The 16237-nt window shown below is 48.0% G+C and carries 20 protein-coding genes and 1 riboswitch; of the genes, 6 read left to right on the top strand and 14 right to left on the bottom strand.

Going from position 1 to position 16237, the window contains the following annotated elements; genetic code table 11:
- Nucleotides 1-3: 3 nt before the first annotated feature.
- Entirely contained in the window at nt 4-342 is a 339-nt protein-coding gene (locus GM173_RS02515; RefSeq protein ID WP_203569749.1) for a hypothetical protein, read from the top strand.
- An 87-nt stretch (nt 343-429) separates the two neighbouring features.
- Here the strand turns inward: GM173_RS02515 and thiD are convergent, their stop codons facing one another.
- The 4 genes from thiD to GM173_RS02495 form a co-directional block, all read right to left on the bottom strand.
- A complete protein-coding gene (gene thiD, locus GM173_RS02510) occupies nt 430-1227 on the bottom strand; it encodes a bifunctional hydroxymethylpyrimidine kinase/phosphomethylpyrimidine kinase (protein WP_203569748.1) in 798 nt (265 codons plus the stop codon).
- A complete protein-coding gene (gene thiE, locus GM173_RS02505; protein WP_203569747.1) occupies nt 1224-1895 on the bottom strand; it encodes a thiamine phosphate synthase in 672 nt (223 codons plus the stop codon). Before thiE ends, thiD begins: the two co-directional genes overlap by 4 nt.
- The gene (thiM, locus tag GM173_RS02500; RefSeq protein WP_203569746.1) at nt 1892-2725 is read right to left on the bottom strand and encodes a hydroxyethylthiazole kinase; all 834 of its coding nucleotides are present in this window, start codon (nt 2723-2725) and stop codon (nt 1892-1894) included. The genes thiE and thiM overlap by 4 nt, the downstream gene beginning before the upstream one ends.
- A 31-nt stretch (nt 2726-2756) precedes the next feature.
- Nucleotides 2757-2866, bottom strand: a riboswitch (TPP riboswitch).
- A gap of 39 nt (nt 2867-2905) precedes the next feature.
- A complete protein-coding gene (locus GM173_RS02495; protein ID WP_203569745.1) occupies nt 2906-4060 on the bottom strand; it encodes an aminotransferase-like domain-containing protein in 1155 nt (384 codons plus the stop codon).
- Nucleotides 4061-4135: 75 nt separating this feature from the next.
- Here GM173_RS02495 and GM173_RS02490 point away from each other — a divergent pair, with 75 nt between their 5' ends.
- Together GM173_RS02490 and GM173_RS02485 are read left to right on the top strand one after the other, a co-directional pair.
- A complete protein-coding gene (locus GM173_RS02490) occupies nt 4136-4570 on the top strand; it encodes a MarR family winged helix-turn-helix transcriptional regulator (protein WP_203569744.1) in 435 nt (144 codons plus the stop codon).
- 84 nt (nt 4571-4654) lie between these two features.
- Complete coding sequence (locus GM173_RS02485; RefSeq protein WP_203569743.1) at nt 4655-5614, top strand: dihydroorotate oxidase; 960 nt, start codon at nt 4655-4657, stop codon at nt 5612-5614.
- Nucleotides 5615-5666: 52 nt separating this feature from the next.
- Here GM173_RS02485 and GM173_RS02480 read toward each other — a convergent pair whose 3' ends face one another.
- The 3 genes from GM173_RS02480 to pmbA are packed head-to-tail and all read right to left on the bottom strand — an operon-like array spanning nt 5667 to nt 8107.
- Entirely contained in the window at nt 5667-6134 is a 468-nt protein-coding gene (locus GM173_RS02480) for a polyhydroxyalkanoate granule-associated phasin (RefSeq protein ID WP_203569742.1), read from the bottom strand.
- A gap of 18 nt (nt 6135-6152) precedes the next feature.
- Nucleotides 6153-6779, bottom strand: a complete 627-nt coding sequence (locus GM173_RS02475) for a DNA-3-methyladenine glycosylase family protein (protein WP_203569741.1) — start codon at nt 6777-6779, stop codon at nt 6153-6155.
- The gene (gene pmbA, locus GM173_RS02470; RefSeq protein ID WP_203569740.1) at nt 6776-8107 is read right to left on the bottom strand and encodes a metalloprotease PmbA; all 1332 of its coding nucleotides are present in this window, start codon (nt 8105-8107) and stop codon (nt 6776-6778) included. The genes GM173_RS02475 and pmbA overlap by 4 nt, the downstream gene beginning before the upstream one ends.
- Nucleotides 8108-8183: 76 nt before the next feature.
- Here pmbA and yjgA point away from each other — a divergent pair, with 76 nt between their 5' ends.
- From yjgA to mog, 3 genes are read left to right on the top strand one after another with little or no spacing between them, the layout of a single operon-like run.
- On the top strand, nt 8184-8774 hold the full coding sequence (gene yjgA / locus GM173_RS02465) for a ribosome biogenesis factor YjgA (RefSeq protein ID WP_203569739.1): 591 nt from the start codon (nt 8184-8186) through the stop codon (nt 8772-8774).
- A gap of 1 nt (nt 8775) precedes the next feature.
- Nucleotides 8776-9441, top strand: coding sequence for an HAD-IA family hydrolase (locus GM173_RS02460; protein ID WP_203569738.1), 666 nt, complete (start codon nt 8776-8778; stop codon nt 9439-9441).
- On the top strand, nt 9438-10025 hold the full coding sequence (mog, locus tag GM173_RS02455) for a molybdopterin adenylyltransferase (protein WP_203569737.1): 588 nt from the start codon (nt 9438-9440) through the stop codon (nt 10023-10025). Before GM173_RS02460 ends, mog begins: the two co-directional genes overlap by 4 nt.
- A 51-nt stretch (nt 10026-10076) precedes the next feature.
- On the opposite strand, the gene GM173_RS02450 is transcribed toward mog, so the two are convergent.
- The 7 genes from GM173_RS02450 to lepB form a co-directional block, all read right to left on the bottom strand.
- Complete coding sequence (locus GM173_RS02450; protein ID WP_203569736.1) at nt 10077-11789, bottom strand: cyclic-di-GMP receptor FimW-related protein; 1713 nt, start codon at nt 11787-11789, stop codon at nt 10077-10079.
- A 47-nt stretch (nt 11790-11836) separates the two neighbouring features.
- Nucleotides 11837-12196, bottom strand: a complete 360-nt coding sequence (locus GM173_RS02445) for a SpoIIAA family protein (protein ID WP_203569735.1) — start codon at nt 12194-12196, stop codon at nt 11837-11839.
- Between the two features lie 304 nt (nt 12197-12500).
- Nucleotides 12501-13226 (bottom strand): DNA repair protein RecO, encoded by a 726-nt coding sequence (recO, locus tag GM173_RS02440; protein ID WP_203569734.1) that lies wholly within the window; start codon nt 13224-13226, stop codon nt 12501-12503.
- A 3-nt stretch (nt 13227-13229) separates the two neighbouring features.
- Nucleotides 13230-14171: a GTPase Era gene (gene era, locus GM173_RS02435; RefSeq protein ID WP_203569733.1), complete on the bottom strand. Its 942-nt coding sequence runs from the start codon at nt 14169-14171 to the stop codon at nt 13230-13232.
- The gene (gene rnc, locus GM173_RS02430) at nt 14168-14878 is read right to left on the bottom strand and encodes a ribonuclease III (RefSeq protein ID WP_203569732.1); all 711 of its coding nucleotides are present in this window, start codon (nt 14876-14878) and stop codon (nt 14168-14170) included. Before rnc ends, era begins: the two co-directional genes overlap by 4 nt.
- A gap of 17 nt (nt 14879-14895) precedes the next feature.
- Nucleotides 14896-15261 carry a DUF4845 domain-containing protein gene (locus GM173_RS02425; protein WP_203569731.1) on the bottom strand — a complete coding sequence of 122 codons (366 nt, stop codon included), beginning with the start codon at nt 15259-15261 and terminating at the stop codon, nt 14896-14898.
- 11 nt (nt 15262-15272) lie between these two features.
- A complete protein-coding gene (gene lepB / locus GM173_RS02420) occupies nt 15273-16232 on the bottom strand; it encodes a signal peptidase I (protein ID WP_203569730.1) in 960 nt (319 codons plus the stop codon).
- Between the last annotated feature and the right edge of the window lie 5 nt (nt 16233-16237).

The following is a 16237-nucleotide window of genomic DNA, read 5'->3' as shown; positions in this document are numbered from 1 at the left end:
ACAATGCGCGAACTCTTTCTTAATTACGGCATGCCTTTTTTGGTGCTCGGCACGCTGGGCGGTGGCTTGATTTATATGCTGTGCAGCCATGCGCTCTACACTTATCTGCGAGAAAACTACAGTGATGTGTTACCGCCCAAGCTCGAGCTGTATATGCATGACCCCGATGCGATGGGTGGCTTTATGCATGGTGTTAGGTATGCAGCCAAAGATGGCAGATGGAAACGCATAGAGAGCAATACATGGCGTAGGCTATTTCTCTTTAATCATGCACTGGGTTATTTTGTCGGGCTGTGCTGCCTTGCCTTATGCGCGGCGTTTATCTTTTGGCCGACCAAATGACTTTATTCTAGCAGTTCACTCTTCACAAAAAGGCGCGGGATGATCTACCGCGCCTTTTTCGCCACTTGCTTGACCTTCAAATTGCCTTTACCACCACTGATGAAAATGATGCACTGGGCCAATGCCATGGCCGACTTCGAGGCGCTCAGCTTCGGCAATCGCGAGCAGCAGCCACGCTTTAGCTTTCGCGACTGTTTCTGACCAATCTGCGCACTGTGGGCGCAAGGCAGTCAATGCAGCAGATAGCGTGCATCCTGTGCCGTGCGTGTGGCGTGTAGCGATACGGGCGGCGGGAAAGCAGACTTCTTCACTCGGAGTAATCAGCCAATCAGGGCACGACTCGCCGCCTAAATGCCCACCTTTCATCAACACGGCTTGCGCACCAGCAGCGAGTAATTGCCGCCCTTGCTGCAACATGTCCTCTTCCGATTGCGCCTCGGCGCAGCCGAGCAATGCAGCGGCTTCCGGCAAATTGGGGGTGATAATACTCGCCAGTGGCAATAATTGCTCACGCAACGCATTAACTGCCGCCGGGTCAAGCAGCGCATGGCCGCCCTTCGCGATCATTACGGTATCGAGCACAATAATTGCAGGTTGGTAATGCACCAAGCGCTCTGCGACCACAGCAATGGTTGCCGCATTGCCGAGCATCCCCATTTTGACCGCATCGACGCGAATATCGCTAAACACCGCATCGCACTGCGCGGCGATAAACTCCGGCGACACCACCTGCACGCCGTGTACGCCTTGCGTGTTTTGCGCCGTTAGCGCCGTAATCACGCTCATGCCGTAGGTGCCGAGCGCCGAGAATGTCTTTAAATCAGCCTGAATCCCTGCACCACCACCTGAATCCGAGCCCGCAATCGTTAATGCATGAATCGTCATTGTGTATTTCCTCGTGCAGCATGAATTTCTGCCAATAGGCCATGCGTCGCTACGGTAACATCCGCTTTGCCACAAATTGCGGACACCACGGCAACGCCGTTTAAGCCTTGCGCGATTAAGCTAGCCACTTTACCAGCTTGAATCCCACCAATGGCTACCGCAGGCAAGCAGCGATTTTGCATCATGCCATTCACCTCATCCGAGGCCAGTACAGGCGAGGCATCTTTTTTGGTGCCTGTAGGGTATACCGGCCCTACACCAACATAATCAATGATGCCAGCCTGATACATCAACTCAGCCTCATTAAATTGCACCAAGCTATTAGTCGACAAGCCCACGATTTTATTCGGCCCTAACAGTCGCCGCACTTCATCAGCGGGCATATCTTGCTGCCCCACATGCACGCCATCGGCATCGATGGCCAATGCAATATCAACGTGATCATTAATAATCAGCGGTACATTCAATAGTGCCAGTGCGGCTTTCAACGCGGTCGCCGTTTCCAACCATTGGCGTTTTTTCCAGTTTGGCGCGCGCAATTGCACAACAGTGACGCCGCTTGCTGCGGCCTGTTGGGCGGTGGCGACCATACCTGCGCTGCCGCCGCACAAATCAGGGTCAAGCACCAGATAGAGACTTAAATCAATCGGGAGTGCTTGGCGGCTCATACGCTGTAACTCCGCAGTTGAGTTGGATGAATCACATGCAGCGCATCTAAAAATGGTGCAACAAACGTGCCGGGGCCATCCGAGCATTCCATCGCACGCTCGCCCGCAATTGCCATCACCGCACATGCAGCCGCAACGGCATTCAGACGATTTGGTGCGTCAGCCAAAAACGCCGCGACCACAGCCGACAGCGCGCAGCCCGTGCCGACCACGCGCGTCATTATCGCGTGCCCCCATGGCACCGCCCACGTTTGCGCGCCATCGGTGATGTAATCGGTCGCGCCCGTCACCGCGACAATCGCACCAGTCGCTGCCGCGAGTTGCTGCGCCGCAGTCAACGCCGATGTTGAACTCATCGTGCTATCGACGCCTTTGCCTGCACCAGTGACGTCGCATAAATTCAAGGCATTGGCCAAAGCCAAAATCTCCGAGCCATTGCCACGAATCGCAGCAGGACGTTGCGCCAACATGGCACGAGCCGCCTCGGTGCGATAACTCAATACGCCCACCGCAACAGGGTCAAGCACCCACGGCGTGCCAGCAGCATTGGCGGCATCAATCGCAATCTGCATTGCCACAAGTCGTTCTGCGTACACAGTGCCGACATTGATCAGCAGCGCATCCGCAATCGTAGCGAATTCAGCCACTTCTTCACGCGCAACGACCATCGCAGGTGAAGCGCCAATCGCCAACAGGGTATTAGCTGTAAAGCATTGCACCACCTCATTGGTCATTACATGCACCAGTGGGGTATTAACACGCAGCCGTTCTAATTCATCGGCAATAATTGAAAAAGGGAGTTCAGGAATAGTGTGGGTCGTTTGTGTCATCGCAACTCCGGTCATGGCCTAGGAGTTTGCCTAACAAGTGGGCAGACTTCCCTACGCCAGCATAATCTGGATCAGGTACTGCGGGTTTATCTCAGTCGCTCCGCAACAGATGGCAAAGAGGCGACACCCCGAGTCTGCTGGCATTTTACCTTGCGTCTTGGTGTTTTACTTGCGATCAGATCAAACTTTTTGCTGCACTGAAACCAGCTGCGCCAACTTGGCGATACCACACTCGATCAATTCGGGTTTCGCATGACTAAAATTCAGGCGAACATAACCATCATCTCGCCCACCAGCCATAAAGGCCACGCCCGGCATAATCGCCAAGTCATTACTCAAGCATTGGTGCATCAAGGCTAACGTGTCATTCACAGCGGCCAACTTCACCCAAAAGAACAAACCGCCCGCCGGAACTTGCCAGCTGGCATACGGTGCCAAATGCCGCTGCAGCGCAGCCGCCATGGCGTCACGGCGTTCGCGATAAATGGGTAACGATTTGGCCAAATGCGGCGCAAGCTGACCACTGGCCAAAATTTGGCCCACAATCAATTGGCTCAAACGATTGGAATGCAAATCGGCGGCTTGCTTGAGCCGAATCAAATGCGGCATTAAATCCGGGTGCGCAATCAGAAAGCCCAAACGCAAACCGGGAGCGAGCGTTTTACTAAATGAGCCCTGATAAATCCACAGCGCAGATTGGATGAAACTGACCATTGGGGCTGGAGCAGGTGTATCATAAGCTAGCTCTCGATAAGGATCGTCTTCAAACAGACACACCCCGTGGGTATCAACCAAGGCGGCGACAGATTTACGTTCAGCTTCGCTATAGCAATAGCCCGATGGATTTTGAAAAGTCGGGGTTAAGTAGGCCAAATTCACGCTAGGCATAAGCGCGGCCAATGCATCAATGTTAACGCCTTGTTGCAGCGGCACGGTGCGCAAATCGGCGCCAAATAGCTTAAACGATTGCAAAGCAGCCAAATAAGCGGGCTCTTCAACCAACACTGGCGTACCCTCTTCAAGCATCAATTTGCTGACCAAATCGATGCCTTGCTGCGAGCCATTTAAAATCAGCACTTGATCAGCACGGCACTTCAAACCAATCTCTGCCATTCGTGCGGCAACGTGCTCACGCAGGCCACGCTCACCTTCCGTTGGGCCATATTGCATTGCGCTCGACAGCAATTCGGGTGATAACGCGGATAAATCAACATTCAATAGTGCTTCATCAGCGGGCAAACCGCCGGCAAATGAAATCACACCCGGCCGCTGCGCGACAGCCAAGATATCGCGCACCAACGATGAAGTTAAACGTTCTATTCTTTTTGCCAGCATGAGATACTCCGGATGGATTACAAATAGGTCAACACAATAGACCTAATCATGCAGAAACAAGGAATATAAGTCAATATGATTGACCAAAAAATCGAAGCCGATATCGAGTTATTGTTTTACGGTTACCGCGCCTTTACCGCCCAAGCCGACGCGTTACTGGCCGAACGGCAGTGGAATCGTGTCCATCACCGCGTGTTGTACTTTATTGCGCGCAATCCAGGCATTGCAGTCAATCAACTACTTAGTAAACTCGGCGTGAGCAAACAAGCGCTACACGGCCCGATGAAAGCATTGCAAACGGCAGGTTTAATTGAGACGCGCAGCGATCAACACGATAAACGCGTCAAATGCCTTTATCTCACCCCACTCGGTAGCACGCTGGAAAATGAGCTGACCAGCCCGCAGCGGGAATTGCTGCAAGCACTGGAAGCTGAGCTAGGCTCGGAGGTTACCGCTGCGTGGCGACAAATGATGTTGGCATTAAGCAACAAAATCATCATGAAAGCTTAAAACAAGCTTTTGTTGATTAGGCTCACAATCGAGCAAAGTGCTTGCCGCTAAGATGCCTTTAATCGTCTTTAGGGAGCCTTTGCTATGCCCAACATTACCCCTAGTCTAGCGACTACTTTTTTAGATTTGCCACTGACCAATCCGCTAATGAATGCGTCGGGCGTGTGGTGCAGTGTAGCCTCGCAACTGGAAGCCTTACTAGAGTCCGAGTCGGGTGCGATGGTTACCAAAAGCTGCACACTGGAGCCGCGCGACGGCAACCCCGAGCCGCGCTACCGTGTACTCGATGGCAATAAACCGTGGGGCAGTATCAATTCGATGGGTTTACCCAACGAAGGCTTCCCCTACTATCTGCGCTATACCGAACGGCATGATTACGAAACCAAACCATTGTTTATTTCGATATCGGGTCTGACGCTTGATGACAATCTCGCAATGGTGGACAGCCTGAAAGATGCAGTTACCCCTGCGATTCTCGAAGTGAATTTATCTTGCCCGAATGTGCCGGGTAAAGCGCAGCTCGGCTACGACTTTGACGCGATGGATACACTGTTGGCCGAAGTCACCTCGGGTTATGGTCAACGGCAACTAGGGGTTAAACTTCCCCCCTATTTTGATATCGCCCACTTTGACGAAGCCGCAGCCATTCTAAATCGTTATCCAAGCGTGGCTTTTGTTACATGCATCAACTCCATCGGCAATGCCTTAGCGATCGACATCAATTCTGAATCGGTAATCATCAAACCTAAAGATGGTTTTGGTGGTTTGGGTGGTGATTATGTATTGCCAACAGCGCTAGCCAATGTCAATGCATTTTTCCGCCGTTGCCCTGAAAAAGCAGTTATCGGTTGTGGTGGGGTGAAATCGGGCCAAGAAGCATTTTTACATCTACTCGCTGGTGCGACCTTAGTGCAAATGGGCACTGCGCTGTACGAAGAAGGCCCAGGGATTTTTGCTCGTGTTAAAGCAGAATTACTCAGCATCATGGCGCAAAAAGGTTATGAAAATCTGAGTGACTTTCAAGGCAAGCTCAAAACGCTATAAATTAGCAAATTGCCTGAACAAATACGATAAAAAAGCGGCTTCAGCCGCTTTTTTATTCAGTCCCCTCTTTCTTGAGTCGTTCGGCATTTTCACTGGTACGTTTATGCACCGGATGCAGTACCGCATGGGCCATCTCGGCGGTGGCCTGCGCCAATTGATCAGGGCTAAGCACACTGAACTGCCACGCCTGCTGTGCCGCTACTTGTTCTTGCGGCGTTCCAACTGCAGCAGCCATCAAGCCAACCGTGGCTTTCGTTTGCTGCAAAGCAGCATCCCATACCAGATGCTGCAGCAGCCCCCAGTGCTGAAAGGCCGCTAAGCTCGACTCGCCAACTGCTTCAAGTTTTTCCAAACCCATTTGGCTCATTTCTGCTTGATCCGCTTCGGTCGGATTCACGCCAGCTTCAGCCATCCGCTGAGTGCGCTGCGAAAACACAAATGCAGAATCCAACCACATTTCTTGAGTTTTTTGCGCTAATTCACTCCAAGCTAAAAAAGGATCGGGCGTCGATTTAGTCATTTTTTTTATAACAGCGGATTAATACTCAACCGGAACAGGATCTAAGCTGCGCCACAAATACCAAGTAGCCACACTACGCCACGGTTGCCAACAATTGGCCAACGCGACTAATTCAGCGCGCGGCAAGCGTTCTCCACCGTGATAATGCAGCGCAATCCCTTTGATCAAACCAATATCATCCAAGGGCAGTACATTGGGGCGCAATAAATAAAACAATAAAAACATTTCGGCAGTCCAACGACCAATGCCGCGAATTGTGATCAGTTCACGAATAATCGCTTCATCATCCCAATCAAGCCAATCACTCGGTTCCAAACGTCCTGATTGGTGGTGCCGTGCTAGGTCACTGAGATACTCCACTTTTCGCGCCGACAGACCACAAGCGCGCAATGCGTCCGTTGACATCACCAACACCGTATCACTCGTCACATCACCCAGCGCAGCAATCAAGCGCGCCCACACCGAATCTGCGGCTTTGACCGAAATTTGCTGCCCCACAATCGACCTAGCTAGGGTATGAAACGCATCACCACGCCCACTGAGGCTTACCGAAGGATACATCGCAATTAATTTATCCATGACAGGATCAGCTGCCGCTAACTCTAGGCAAGCTTGATCCCAATACTCGGGGCGGCCTAGCTTCATTCGCCAGCCACCGTCATCCGCTCAATCAAAATAGAGCCGACTTTCCGGCTGCTCGAAGACAATCCATCGTCACCAATCGCGACAATTTGGCGATACATATCTCGCAAATTGCCTGCAATGGTGATTTCTTCGACTGGATATTGGATGACGCCGTTTTCAACCCAAAAACCAGCAGCACCGCGCGAATAATCGCCAGTGACCATATTGGTACCGTGGCCCAACAACTCTGTCACCAATAAACCGGTGCCGAGCATCGCCAACATATTCGCGGCTTCGGTCGTTGACGCAACCAAAATATTATGTGGCCCTCCGGCGTTACCGGTGGTATCCATCCCTAGCTTTCTTGCAGAATAGCTGCCAAGGAAATACCCCTGCTGCACACCGGCATCGACAACGGTTCTCGCCACAGTGGCGACCCCTTCCGCATCAAAGGCGCTGCTGGCAAATCCACGCTTTAAAAATGGGTTTTCATGAATCGTGACGCAAGGAGCAAATACAGTCTGACCCAAGCTATCCAACAAGAAACTCGATTTACGGTACAAACTACTGCCGCTAACCGCTGAAATCCAATGGCCGATCAATGAGCTAGCCACCGGTGCTTCAAACAGCACCGGATATTCACCGGTTTTTAAACGTCGTGCGCCCAATCGGCGCAGCGCACGCTCTCCCGCCCGTTGACCAATCGCTTTGGCATGATCTAAATCGGTATGCGCTCGCGCCGAGCTATACCAATAATCACGCTGCATCCCGCTATCGTCCTCAGCAATTACTGCTGCTGAAATACTATAGCGAGTACTCGTTCCAGTCCCGATAAAACCTAAAGAATTGGCATACACCCAGCGCGACCCGGAGGTGGCAACGGTAGCGCCATCCGAATTATTGATCCGAGCATCAACCGCGAGCGCCGCCGCCTCACATTCACGTGCCAGTTCAATCGCGCCTTCGACCGCTAACGGCCACGGGTGATACAACTCTAAATCTGGAAACTGCGTACATAAGCGCTCAGGATTGGCCTGCCCAGCAAATTCATCGGCAGCAGTATATTTGGCAATGCTCAGCGCTTTACTCACCGTTTCTGTCATCGCGGCGGCAGAAAAGTCACTGCTGCTGGCGTGCGCTTTTTGCTTTCCCAGATAAACGGTAACATTCACACCTTTGTCACGGTTGAATTCGATTGTCTCGATTTCATCCAAACGCACGGAAACATTTTGCCCTGCGCCCTCAGAAACCTCGACATCACACGCAGTAGCGCCCTGTTTTTTTGCCTCTTGCAGCACATGGGTCGCTAAATCTCGAAGATTTTGTTCACTAAAACTAAATTCAGACACAGAAGTTTCTCAGAAGAAAAGTGGGGAATAGGGTTTCGTTTGGTATCATACTGCTTTTGCACCCGTTCTAGACATCATGGCAAACCCAAATCAGTCGAATCCATACGATAGCGATGAGCCCGTTGGCATCATCAGCAAATCTCAAGCCAAGCGTGAAGCGACGGAATTACAAAAACTAGGCGCTACGTTGCTTGAGTTTTCGCCCAAGCAATTATTACCGCTCAACTTACCAGAAAACCTACTGCAAGCACTGGAAGAAGGTCGAAAAATCACCGCCAACGTGGCTACTGCACGTAATAAGCAGTATATCGGCAAACTGATGCGCAATATCGATCCTGCTCCAATTTATGCCTTTTTAGATGCACAAAAAGGGATCACCAATGAGCACAACATCTGGTTGCATCAAATCGAACGCTTACGAGAGCGCATGCTAAACGATGCCAAAGCGGTTGAGAAATTTATCGCCGACTATCCAAGTGTCGATATTCAGCACTTACGCCAACTGATTCGTAATGCGCAAAAAGAGCGTCAGCAGCAAGAAGCAGGCAAACATGTTCCGCCAAAGGCATTCCGTGAATTGTTCCAACTGATGAAAACCTTCATCAAAGAGCCAGCAACAGGCTACCAAAATGAAGCGGCTAGCGACGAAGAAAACACCGAGGAATAAAATGCCATCGCAATCAGTACCAACATTGACCGCCAAAGGATTTTTATTCGATATGGATGGCACCTTGATTGATTCAAGGCCTTGCATTGAGCTCATTTGGCGGCGTTGGGCTGAGCGCCATCAGATTGATTTTGAACATATTATGGCGGTTATGCACGGCAGACGTGGGCAAGAGACCATTGCAATCGTTGCACCACATCTGAACGCTGACCTTGAAACTGAACTACTCATCGCGGAAGAACTGATTAGCCTAGAAGGAACCACTGCGATACCCGGGGCACAACATTTTTTAGAACAACTGTCATCCAATGAATGGGCGCTTGTGACATCAGCGCCGAGAGATTTAGCGCTGGCGAAATTGGCTTTCGTTGGACTACCGCTCCCTCAATACTTAGTTGGCGCCGAAGATGTCACACAAGGCAAACCTAACCCTGCCCCCTATCTGCAAGGTGCTGCCCTGCTAGGGCTAAACGCCAACCAATGCATCGCGTTTGAAGACGCCCCCAACGGCATCCGCTCTGCACATGCAGCACAGTGCCAAGTCATTGCTATTACCAGCACCGCTGGGCACGACACAACAGGTCTAGCCGACTATCAAATCGATGATTTCAATCATGCGATTTTACTCAAACAACCATCAGCACTTGGATTAAGTTTTTCAAAATGAATACTGTTTTAAAAATTGGCCTCGTTTCCGTGTCTGATCGAGCCAGCCAAGGTATTTACGAAGACAAAGGCATTCCGGCACTCAACGACTGGCTACACCGTGCCCTAAGCACACCATTTTCACTCGAAACCCGCTTAATTGCGGACGAACAAGACCTGATTGAGACAACATTAATTGACTTAGTCGATCATTGTGGCTGTCATCTAGTTCTTACCACTGGCGGCACAGGACCTGCAAAACGTGACGTAACCCCAGACGCAACAATGGCCGTCATGGATAGAGAAATGCCCGGCTTTGGTGAGCAAATGCGCCAAATCAGCCTTAAATTTGTGCCAACGGCGATTCTATCAAGGCAAACCGCCGTAATTCGTGGAGCCAGCTTAATTTTAAACCTCCCTGGGCAACCCAAATCTATCCAAGAAACACTGGAAGGATTAAAAGATGCCGAAGGCAATACGGTTTGTGCAGGTATATTTTCAGCCATTCCTTACTGTATACAATTACTAGAAGGGCCTTATATTGAAACGCACCCCCAGATTGTTACTGCATTTAGACCCAAATCAGCCATCAAAAATCCGAATTAATAAAAAAAGGCGCACCATTGAGATGCGCCTTTTTTATTCGGTATTTAGTAATCAATCTTGCCGTAAAACATTCACAGTAACCCAAGTCCAATCAACCCCTTTTTCAAGCACCGAACCTAAGCTAACCGAAAACTTTTTATCTCGCGCATTCACTTGATAAATTTTATCTAAGCCATAATCGGCTGAATGCATAATCAAGGTATTCACGCTCGAGCCATTGATTTGGTGCGGCACATACAGCGCAGTTCGCACATTCGGCAACTCTAGTCCACCGGTAAAGCCGAGTTCAGCAACTGTAATATTTTCAATTCTATCGTTTTGTTCGGATTTCATCCCAACCATAACAGGCGTTCCGCTGACAATTTGCACGCCAACAGAAACTTCGTCTTCACTGAGCCTTGCGATACGGCGCAAAATACCGACGCTCCAATTATCCGCGCTCGATGTGCGAGAACCAATCAGCAAACTAGGCCGTATCCACTCGTTCTCAGAGAAGCGGATCACCGCACCAAAACCATCAGCGCTTTCGTTATCGACGGCCCATGCTTGCCAATCATTCTCTTTCTTGTTGACAGTAAAACTATACGGATTGGCTGCTAATTTTTCCTTCGTCCTTGATGAAACAAATCCGTACAGGCGCATGTCCATAATTTCATCATAATCGACCTGCTCTTTACCCTCGACGCCTTGACGACTAAATTTATCGTTGTCTTGCTTCACATAACGGCAAACTCGATCAAGACCATAAATGATATCTGCCGCTTTCGTTACTTTTTGCCGCTCGCTACGCTTAACTTGACTATTGCGCATGCACATAGTCCAAAACACATCCAAGTGCTTTAATAATTCACCAACCGCTGGACCACGTACATCGACACCAAGTTCTAATGATGCGTAACTAGCTCCAGTCATAAGTTTGCCCAAAATCTCTTGGATCTGGCCAATCAGATCATTCAAACCCCAATATCGATAAGGTTCGCCGATCAAGTCATTATTGATTTTTTGTGGCCCTTGTGATTCTTGTAGATTGACACAAAAATGATGACGATCTTCTTGGAATTTTCGACCAAGCTGAATCAATTTAGACCACTGCTCTAGCCAAGTATCCACCATATCAATTTGTCGTACTGACAGATTGTTATTGGCCAAGGTACTGAGCATCAACATTTGGATATACTCATCAGCACAAGATGAAATATCTTTTTTATAGCTCGGATATAAAGAAAACGGATTGCAATCAAAAGCGCCAACCTCAGACAGACGATACATCTGGTGCGCTTGTATCCAAAGCTTAGAAGGTACCCGTTCAAAGCGGAAATAGTGCCATTTCGCCTCGACAGCGACATACCGCAAACTGCGCGCCAACACCAAAGGCATCAGCAAATCAAATTGTTGCTGCTGCACTTCAGTATGCTCTGCCTGCACAAATCGCTGATAAGCCTGCACCATATCAGAAGCAAAACTAACAACAAACTTCCATAGTTTTTGCTCCATATCCTTAGACATACGTGGGTTAGAAACATATTGATAACACACAGCATCAAACGCTTCTTGAATTTGCTCATCCAGCAACATCAAGGCCTGTAAACGATCGATACTAACTTTGTCTGCCGCCGCGACAAAATCACTGATTAAGCCATGCACCTTATCGCACTGCGATGCTGGATCAAGTGATTCAATTTGCTTGCACCACTGCGTAGCCAATTTAGCATTTGCTAAAGGCGACTTTTCCCGCGAAAACAGCGAAGTAATACGATCAAGCATAGTTTTATCCAGCCAATCCAGTTAAATACACAAAATACTCTCTAAACTTACCCAGCGGCACCATCACGACCCAACCAAAGCTGAGCACTCTGAATATCTGGAAAAATTTTAATCTCTGATTCGGCAATAAGTTGATTGATCCACACCGACCAGACAACCCACTGATCGTCACTCACTACCGCCACTTTCTCAAAATTTTGACGATTTTCTTTTGAAAAACGAATTTCTTCTAACGCCATATCAATGGTGTAACCATCCATTTGGCTTAAATCTAATAGTAAACGTGCTTTGCCATGAAAGCGTATATCGTACAGGACATTCGACTCAAACTCTTTGTAGTCCTGCAATGTAAACTGCTCGAATACCACCGCGTGAATGTAATGGGGTTCATGCGAAATGCTAATCATATCTTCGCCCTCAATTCGATCATCGAACTTACTTACGTTATAGCATAGAGAAGAATGCTGCAATCGGTATAAAAATCTATTGAATTGAAGTCAAACCCACCAAAATAATAAATTTTACCATTTGACTCACCGTCAACCTCAGCAATCAACCATATCAACTGTACCGGTCAGGCTCATTCAATTACAACAAGCAACGCAAAAGCCTAATTTAGTCAACAATCTCGATGGCAGCAGGTCCATCATCACATAAAAATTTAGCGTATAACTAGCCAGCCTTTAATTTTTAATAGCTAGCAACACATACCTACAATTTTTGTAAATCAAGCAAGAGCTGCCGAGTATGTAGACTGGCATCACCCAATAACTCAGAGATGGCTTGGCGCATCCATAATTTTGCCCACGGCAAAACTTGTTCATTAGAAAAATCAGCGGCATCAAAGGCCAATATTAACGGTGCAGGACAAGCATCCGAACTCACACTACGAACTAAACCATGTCCATATTTAAATTCATATTTCAACGTTAAATCGAGCGGCCGATTTGAATGTGCTTCCAGATTCCAATGGCAACCATAACCCAGACAATCAAGCATTTGCCGCTCGAATTGGCGCAAAATCGGTTCAACCGTCGAAGAGCCAATCAAGGACAAGGCTTTAATTGCCTCAAAATATGCCGTGAATAAAGCAGAGTTTGGCTCTTCTTTCGGACAAAAGCGCTGCAGCAACTCGTTAATATAAAATCCGCATAACAAAGGAAGACCCGATAACTGCGACAAGCCTGGTTGCCACACCGCTGAGTGCAAGGTTTTTAACTCACCAGCACCAAACCAAGAGAGCAATAGCGGTTGAAATCCCAATAAAACACTACGAATTTGAGAACCTGGGCGCTGCACACCGCGAGCATAAATGGTGAGTCGCCCATGATCACGCGAAAAAACATCGAGCAGACGACTAGTTTCACGATAGGGATGCTGATGAAGCACAAATGCAGGCTGCGCATTAATACGCTGCTTACCTGAACCTCGGCTCATTGATTATTCGTAACCAAACTGACGTACTAAACGCGTATCGTCAGCCCAACCACTTTTTACTTTAACCCACACTTCTAAATGGACTTTGGCATCGAATAACTTTTCCATGTCAAGGCGAGCATCGGTCGCAATTTTCTTTAGTTTTGTGCCATTTTTACCAATCAAAATAGGTTTTTGATTTTCTCTATCCACCAAAATTGCAGCATAAATCCGTCGAAGCTCTCGCCCGTCGGCAAGCGTTTCTTCTTCAAATTTTTCAATTTCGACCGCCATTACATAGGGCAGCTCTTCACCCATCATGCGGAAAATCTTTTCGCGAATAATTTCTGAAGCCAAAAAGCGTTCATTTCGATCTGTAATCTGATCCTCTGCGAACATCGGCACAGATTCTGGCAATAGCGGCTCAATCGCAGCCACTAAGACATCTAATTTCAAACCTTTTTGCGCCGACACTGGCACAATCGCAGCAAAATTAAAATGCTTGGCGACATCTTCAATAAAGCCAAAAAGGCTATTTTTATCGGCCAGCGTGTCCACCTTATTGATCACCAAAAGTACTGGGCGATCTTTAGGGAGCAATTCGAGCACCGCTTGATCTGCAGGGCCAAAACGCCCTGCTTCCACGACGAATAAAATAGCATCCACATCACCCAAAGTACTTGTGACGCTTTTATTCATCGCTTGATTCAAGGCATTTCTAAATCGCTTTTGAAAACCCGGCGTATCAACAAAGACAAACTGTGCCATTTCCGAAGTTAATATCCCAGTAATACGGTGCCGTGTAGTTTGTGCTTTTCTTGAGGTAATACTGAGCTTTTGACCAATCAAATGATTCATTAACGTTGACTTGCCCACATTCGGTTGGCCTACAATCGCAACAAAACCGCAGCGATAGCCAGCATGTTCGTCACCCGTTAATAACTCACCATTCAAAATTTCATTCATTTTCGTACTACCTTTTTACCGGGAAATTGCTCACGCAATAGATGAAGAACGGCTCCGGCAGCAAGTTGCTCTGCAGCGCGTCGACTTGAGCCTTCGGCTTTTGCCGTCACTTTAAGCTCGTTGATCGTACAGCTCACTTCAAAAATTTGATCGGGCGAGTCGCCTTGTTGACGCTCAATCACATAGTGAGGCAAATCGACTTTGCGCGCTTGTAACCACTCTTGCAAAGAAGTTTTTGGGTCTTTCATCGCTTCAAGTGGATTAACAGCAGCAATTCGTGTTGCAAACAATTTCTGCAGTACGGCCTCTGCCGCAGCAAAACCTCCGTCTAGCCAAATCGCCCCTAATACCGCCTCTAAAGCATCGGCCAAGATACTTGGCCGACGATGACCGCCACTTTTCAACTCGCCTTCACCAAGAGATAAGTAGTCACCCAGCTGCAATTCTGTGGCAATAATCGCCAAAGACTCTTGCCGAACAAAATGAGCGCGCAAACGGGACAGATCACCTTCGCTCAATTGCGGAAAGGCAGTATACAAAGTGCGCGCAACAACAGCGTTTAAAATGCCATCGCCAACAAACTCCAGACGCTCATTATGAATCGAAGAGGCGCTACGATGCGTTAAGGCCTGCTTAAGTAACTTAGGCTCAGAAAAAACATAACCGAGCGTTTTTTGCAAACGCTCGGCAGGTAAGACAACTGACAAATTAAATATTCCTTAAATTATTCAATACTTGCACCGGAAGATTTTTCGATTTGGAAATCAAATAGCAAACTCACATTAGCCACCAATGGAACCACTTTTTCATAATTAGCCGTAATATTGGTTTTACCGCCAACTTGAGTAATCACCAAATCTTTTCCGGAAATATCGGTAATATATCCAATCTGCGCTTCTTTATCGAACGCCTGACGAATCGCTTCTGGAGTTTGACCCGCACTGTTTTTCGCTAGCTTTTCAACCGTATTTTTAATTGAAAAAAACTGGGTGTAAGTAGGCACCACACTAAACGCAACAATAAGCGCCATCGCCACGGCCATCGCGACGATAATAAAACCGAAGAAAGACAAGCCCAACTGCTTTTTCATTACCTTAGCTCCTATTGAATGGTGGTGCCAATACGATCGAAATGTTTGAAATTCATCCAAATTAAAAAGGCTTTGCCAACAATGTTCTCGTTCGGTACAAAGCCCCAATAGCGGCTATCGGCACTGTGGTCACGATTGTCGCCCATCATAAAGTAATGACCTGCAGGCACGGTACATTTAAAACCTGATTCATCATAGCTACAGTTCTCGCGAGATGGAAAGTCACCCACTTCACGCAAATTCAACGCAGGCACATCCGCCATTGTGAGCGTTTTATACTGTGCTGCATCAACACGCTCGACAAATTGCTGATTATTCACCAATAAAACACCATTCTCAACATACTGATGATCTTCAATCTGCTTAGTTGGCACCAGTTGATTATTCACCGTCAACTTTTTACCACGATATTCAATCACATCTCCAGGTAAGCCTATCACCCGCTTAATATACTGAATTTTTGGATTCACTGGATAATCAAACACCATCACATCACCACGTTGCGGCTGGCCAACTGGCACTACCACCGTATTAGTTATCGGCAAGCGGACACCATAGGCAAACTTATTAACCAAAATAAAGTCACCCACGATTAAACCAGGCCGCATTGACGATGACGGAATTTGAAATGGTTCGACAATAAACGAGCGCAACACAAAAACAGCAAGAATAACCGGAAAAAAACCGCGACCATATTCAACCCAGTCCGCAATCTGCTTTTCACCCCGAGTTTTACTCCAGACAAACTTATCCATTGCCCAGACAAAACCCGTTAATACGACAAAAATCAACATCGCAGCACTAATGCTGAAAAACTGCACCAACAACACAAACAAACCAACAACGGCGAGCAAATAGCCATATTGCACTAATTGTGGTGGCTCATTGTTTTTCCGCTCATGCTTTGCACCCGCGATAATTAATATCGGCCCCAATACCAATGACAAAATTCCAATTACAAGCCAATTCATCGACC

The sequence above is a fragment of the Deefgea chitinilytica genome (genome assembly GCF_016881405.1).
Classification (GTDB): domain Bacteria; phylum Pseudomonadota; class Gammaproteobacteria; order Burkholderiales; family Chitinibacteraceae; genus Deefgea; species Deefgea chitinilytica.
This window is presented reverse-complemented; position numbering and strand designations above follow the sequence as displayed.

Bases quoted from the DNA above. Each gene is read 5' to 3' on its own strand.
- GM173_RS02515 (WP_203569749.1), top strand. From the start codon at position 4: ATGCGCGAACTCTTTCTTAATTACGGCATGCCTTTTTTGGTGCTCGGC.
- thiD (WP_203569748.1), bottom strand. From the start codon at position 1,227: ATGACGATTCATGCATTAACGATTGCGGGCTCGGATTCAGGTGGTGGT.
- thiE (WP_203569747.1), bottom strand. From the start codon at position 1,895: ATGAGCCGCCAAGCACTCCCGATTGATTTAAGTCTCTATCTGGTGCTT.
- thiM (WP_203569746.1), bottom strand. From the start codon at position 2,725: ATGACACAAACGACCCACACTATTCCTGAACTCCCTTTTTCAATTATT.
- GM173_RS02495 (WP_203569745.1), bottom strand. From the start codon at position 4,060: ATGCTGGCAAAAAGAATAGAACGTTTAACTTCATCGTTGGTGCGCGAT.
- GM173_RS02490 (WP_203569744.1), top strand. From the start codon at position 4,136: ATGATTGACCAAAAAATCGAAGCCGATATCGAGTTATTGTTTTACGGT.
- GM173_RS02485 (WP_203569743.1), top strand. From the start codon at position 4,655: ATGCCCAACATTACCCCTAGTCTAGCGACTACTTTTTTAGATTTGCCA.
- GM173_RS02480 (WP_203569742.1), bottom strand. From the start codon at position 6,134: ATGACTAAATCGACGCCCGATCCTTTTTTAGCTTGGAGTGAATTAGCG.
- GM173_RS02475 (WP_203569741.1), bottom strand. From the start codon at position 6,779: ATGAAGCTAGGCCGCCCCGAGTATTGGGATCAAGCTTGCCTAGAGTTA.
- yjgA (WP_203569739.1), top strand. From the start codon at position 8,184: ATGGCAAACCCAAATCAGTCGAATCCATACGATAGCGATGAGCCCGTT.
- GM173_RS02460 (WP_203569738.1), top strand. From the start codon at position 8,776: ATGCCATCGCAATCAGTACCAACATTGACCGCCAAAGGATTTTTATTC.
- mog (WP_203569737.1), top strand. From the start codon at position 9,438: ATGAATACTGTTTTAAAAATTGGCCTCGTTTCCGTGTCTGATCGAGCC.
- GM173_RS02450 (WP_203569736.1), bottom strand. From the start codon at position 11,789: ATGCTTGATCGTATTACTTCGCTGTTTTCGCGGGAAAAGTCGCCTTTA.
- GM173_RS02445 (WP_203569735.1), bottom strand. From the start codon at position 12,196: ATGATTAGCATTTCGCATGAACCCCATTACATTCACGCGGTGGTATTC.
- recO (WP_203569734.1), bottom strand. From the start codon at position 13,226: ATGAGCCGAGGTTCAGGTAAGCAGCGTATTAATGCGCAGCCTGCATTT.
- era (WP_203569733.1), bottom strand. From the start codon at position 14,171: ATGAATGAAATTTTGAATGGTGAGTTATTAACGGGTGACGAACATGCT.
- GM173_RS02425 (WP_203569731.1), bottom strand. From the start codon at position 15,261: ATGAAAAAGCAGTTGGGCTTGTCTTTCTTCGGTTTTATTATCGTCGCG.
- lepB (WP_203569730.1), bottom strand. From the start codon at position 16,232: ATGAATTGGCTTGTAATTGGAATTTTGTCATTGGTATTGGGGCCGATA.